Here is a 4,307-nt window from a genome sequence, read left to right as displayed (position 1 = left end):
ATTCATATTTGAAATTCCTTTAAAATTAAAGCGAATAATAAAGGAATTTAAAAACGAATTTTAGATTTAAATTCCGTGCCAAAAAGCACGAAATTTATAAATTATTAGTTAAATTAAAAATGAAAACCTAAACCAAGATTTATATAAAGGTTATTATTCTTTTGTGAAAATAAATTATCTTTAACACCCACTTTAGTGCTAACATAAGGGCTATAACGAGATGGTGTAGTATTAAACAACATACCTAAAGATATATCATAAGCATTTCTATTCTTTTTCACACCAAATTCATTTTGAACATCTCTAAAATAATTATTACTTAAATAAAAATTATAATAAGCATCAAGAGTTACCATATATTTTTTTGTATCAAATGGTTTTGATAAAGCACTTAAACCAAATTTTAATCCCTTAATATCATAAATAGCACCGCCTCTAATACCCATATTATGATACGCAAGACCACCCATTAAGTTCAAACTAAGCTCATCTTCATATTCATCATTAACATACATTCCATAACCAATCAAAACACTAAAATCAAATTGATTATTTCTTATAATTGGAATTAAGTCATCAAATCTATCTTTATAATTATTCCAAAAATAATTAGCCTCAAAACTCCAAACAAATTCAGAATCTCTTTCGTGCTCTTTATAAGTTCTAATATAGCCATTAATATCCCAATTATTATTGCCTAAATATTCTTTATTATTGATAATAAACATTGTTTTTGAAGTAGATAAAAAGCCAAAATTAATACCAGAATAAGTTCCCGCATTAGCAGCTACACCTAAAGCACCTAAACAAAGTGTTGAAAACAATAATTTCTTCATTCATTCTCCTTTTTTGATAAAAAAAGAAAATAATACCCCCCCCCATTCTTAAAAAATACTTAATATTGTAAAAATTTATATGATTTGTTTAAGTATCTATAATTATTAAAAAAATATTTTAGATTTAACATAATCAATTAGCTTACATTAAAAAATTTGAGAATATTTTTAAATCAACAAATAAACTTAATAAGCATTAAGCCTAAACAAATAAAGCTAATTAGGAATTAGCTAATTCCTAATCTTGCCTTAGAGTTATCACTAATTTTCATTAATTCATCTAATAATTTATCTTTTTCTTTATCAAAATCAAATTTAAAGCTTTGTTGCATTAGCTTTTCTTTATCTACAAATTCATCCATTGAAATTCCATGTTTGTTAAAAATAGCTTGTAATTTAGGGTGATTTAGTCCAATATTTCCTGCAGGTGCATCATATTTTTGCATAAATTCTTTTGATGATTTTTTAGCAAATTCAATTATTTTTAATTCTAAATCAGGTGTGATTTGATAGTTTTCTAATACTTCTTCTGCTCTTTTAAAAAATTGTTCGTCTAAATCATTTTTAATTGGATCTAATTTCCTAGTTTCAATTTCTCCACAAGCTTCTAGGAACATCATTACCCCTAAATCTTCTTTAGGAATTCTATTTAAATACTCACTATCTAATTCTTTATCTTTTCTAGGAGTATGCCATTCGGTTGGAAAGTAAGTACAAAAACCAAACATAGACCAAGCAAAATCATCTTCAGCATTTGATATACACTTATTAATTAATTCATCATTTATATTGCTTGCTGCTTTACTTTGAGCTTGTAAGGCTTCTTCAAATGAAGCTTTTTTATTATCATTTAAGTTATTTGTCTTAGTAAAAGAACTAAGAACTATCCTATCATTTATTAACATTTGCTCTCCTTTAATTTAGGAATTAGCTAATTCCTAATCTTGCCTTAGAGTTATCACTAATTTTCATTAATTCATCTAATAATTTATCTTTTTCTTTATCAAAATCAAATTTAAAGCTTTGTTGCATTAATTTTTCTTTATCTACAAATTCATCCATTGAAATTCCATGTTTTTTAAAAATAGCTTGTAATTTAGGGTGGTCAAGCCCTACGCTACCTGATGGTAAATCAAATTTATTCATAAATTCTTTTGATGATTTTTTAGCAAATTCAATTATTTTTAACTCCAAATCAGGTGTGATTTGATAGTTCTCTATGATTTCTTCTGCTACTTTTAAACCTTCATAATCTAAATTATTTTTAACTGATTCTAGTTTTTTAGTCTCAACTATCCCACAAGCTTCTAAAAACATCATTACCCCTACATCTTCTTTAGGTAATCTTGCCATATAATCATCTGAAGTCTCTTTATCTTTTCTAGGAGTATGCCATTCTGTGGGAAAAAATAAACAATTTCCATAGTGCATCCAAGCAAAATCATCTTTAGAATTTGATATACACTTATTAATTAATTCATCATTTATATTGCTTGCTGCTTTACTTTGAGCTTGTAAGGCTTCTTCAAATGAAGTGTTTTTATTATCTTTTAAATTATTTGTCTTAGTGAAAGAACTAAGAACAATCCTATCATTTATTAACATTTGCTCTCCTTTAATTTATAATAATTAAACAAGAGCAAAATGTGTTCCTTATTTAAATAAACAAATAATAAGTATTAAGTAGCTTTAAATATTTAATATTTTAATTCATTCAATAGTAATTATTTAATTAGAAATTAATTCATAAATCAATATAATTCAAATTATTTTTAAGGAGAGTTTATGAAAAAGATATTATTAAGTTTAGCTTTAATTTCAGGCTTATTTGCTGTTGATATTAGTAATATTGATAAAGCTTGTAAAAATCAAGACCAATCAAATTGTGCTTTTGAGCTTGATGAATACTGCAAAGAAGATTTGAAAGCCTGTTATCAATACTCAAAAGATTTATGTGCTAAAGATAATTTTAGTGGTTGTTTAATGACAGCTATTGCTAATGTAAAATTAGTGAAAGAACAATTAATTGATATTAAAGAAGCCTATATTGATGCTCAAAAAGCTATAAGTAAATTATGCGAATTACCAAATATAATAGTAAAAAACGAATCATCTCATAACAAATTTTGCGTTGTAGCAGGAGATGGATTGGTTTTAAAGGATGGTAAAAATTATGGTTTAGAAACAAATCCACAAAAAGCTTTAAGTTATTACAAAAAAGCTTGTGATGCTCAATCTAATGTGGGTTGTGAAAGATATAATAGTTTAAAAACTTTTTTAAATAAATAATTCTAAAATTATCAAGGAAATGGCTTAAAAAGTCCTTTCCTTTTAAATCTTATTAATATTTACACTTATAAAATGCTTTTTGTTTTATTGCTTGATTATTGTTGTTATATCCTTGATAATACTCATCTTTAGAATACTCAAAAAACTCAAGATAAAAATCTATATGCTTATTTTGTGTTTTTATATTTTTCATCATATTACAAATTTCATTGCTTGTAGTTCTATCTACATTGTTATAAATATTTAAATAAATATTATTAAAAGACGAATCGTATAAAATATAAGTTCTACTAATACAATCTTCTTTAGAATTACAATAATTATTTTTAATAAGAATTTTTTCTATTTTATCAATTGATAAGCTAACAATATTTATGATATTACTATCAGCTTTGCCGTAACTTAAAAAAACTAAAAAACCAATAATAAAAAATATTAAAAAAATCATTATATAAAGTATTGTTTTTAGCATTTTAAAGACATTTCTAAGCTTTTAAATCTAGTAATTTATAAGCTTTTAGCTCATCAATTAGCTTTATGCTAAACTCGCAAAATTCTTCTAAATTATTTTTGTCTTTTAATTCTTTTTCTTTATCTTCATTTATTTTTAAAGAATTTGAGTTTTTAAATAATTTTATATCTTGCTTTAGTTTTCTTATGTGATTATTTTCTTCATTAATAGCGTATTCTTTTAGCTTTGGATTGGCTTCTATTTTTTCTTTTTTATTTTTTAATTCTTCTTTTGCTTGATTTAAGTTTTTAAAATACTCGCTTTCATCTTCAATATATTGCTCTTTTACTAAAATTTCTCCATCTTTATCTTTATCAAAAAATATTCTATTATTAATCATTTTTGAAATAGTGTTTATATTTTTTTCGCCAAATTCATTAATATCTTCTTCTAATATTTTGTCTTTTTTAACAATCTCGCTTAAGACATAAACCCCATCTTTATTCTCATCAAAATAACAAACATCAATTAAAGTATTCATTAATTCATCACTATTTAGCACCCCATTATTATCGCTATCACTTTCAAGATATTTTAAATCAAAAGCAATCTCACTAAACCAACCTGCTACATAATTAGCAGCGTCGCCTTTTAAAATAGTTTTTCCATTTTCTTCTAAAAAATCATTTTTATTAAAAAAGCTTTTTAAATCTTTTAAAGTATCTTTATCT

At 24.2% G+C, this 4,307-nt stretch carries 6 protein-coding genes; 1 reads left to right on the top strand and 5 read right to left on the bottom strand.

Annotated features, from left to right (window positions below; genetic code table 11):
• Window positions 1-113: 113 nt before the first annotated feature.
• The 3 genes from KJQ97_RS08830 to KJQ97_RS08820 form a co-directional block, all read right to left on the bottom strand.
• Window positions 114-836, bottom strand: coding sequence for a hypothetical protein (locus KJQ97_RS08830; protein WP_214117432.1), 723 nt, complete (start codon window positions 834-836; stop codon window positions 114-116).
• 227 nt (window positions 837-1,063) lie between these two features.
• Window positions 1,064-1,741, bottom strand: a complete 678-nt coding sequence (locus KJQ97_RS08825; protein WP_214120608.1) for a hypothetical protein — start codon at window positions 1,739-1,741, stop codon at window positions 1,064-1,066.
• Window positions 1,742-1,763: 22 nt separating this feature from the next.
• Window positions 1,764-2,441 carry a hypothetical protein gene (locus tag KJQ97_RS08820; protein ID WP_214120607.1) on the bottom strand — a complete coding sequence of 226 codons (678 nt, stop codon included), beginning with the start codon at window positions 2,439-2,441 and terminating at the stop codon, window positions 1,764-1,766.
• 180 nt (window positions 2,442-2,621) lie between these two features.
• On the opposite strand from KJQ97_RS08820, the gene KJQ97_RS08815 reads away from it, so the two are divergent.
• The gene (locus KJQ97_RS08815; RefSeq protein ID WP_214120606.1) at window positions 2,622-3,125 is read left to right on the top strand and encodes a hypothetical protein; all 504 of its coding nucleotides are present in this window, start codon (window positions 2,622-2,624) and stop codon (window positions 3,123-3,125) included.
• Between the two features lie 52 nt (window positions 3,126-3,177).
• Here KJQ97_RS08815 and KJQ97_RS08810 read toward each other — a convergent pair whose 3' ends face one another.
• Together KJQ97_RS08810 and KJQ97_RS08805 are read right to left on the bottom strand one after the other, a co-directional pair.
• Window positions 3,178-3,597, bottom strand: a complete 420-nt coding sequence (locus tag KJQ97_RS08810; protein WP_214120605.1) for a hypothetical protein — start codon at window positions 3,595-3,597, stop codon at window positions 3,178-3,180.
• A gap of 13 nt (window positions 3,598-3,610) precedes the next feature.
• Window positions 3,611-4,307, bottom strand: a 697-nt coding sequence (locus KJQ97_RS08805) for a hypothetical protein (RefSeq protein WP_214120604.1), incomplete at its 5' end; no start/stop codon positions are given.

Origin of the sequence: Campylobacter sp. 2018MI01, assembly GCF_018501205.1 — a bacterium.
Lineage (GTDB): Bacteria > Campylobacterota > Campylobacteria > Campylobacterales > Campylobacteraceae > Campylobacter_E.
Note: the sequence above shows the minus strand (reverse complement) of the source record. Positions and strands in the feature narration are given on the sequence as shown.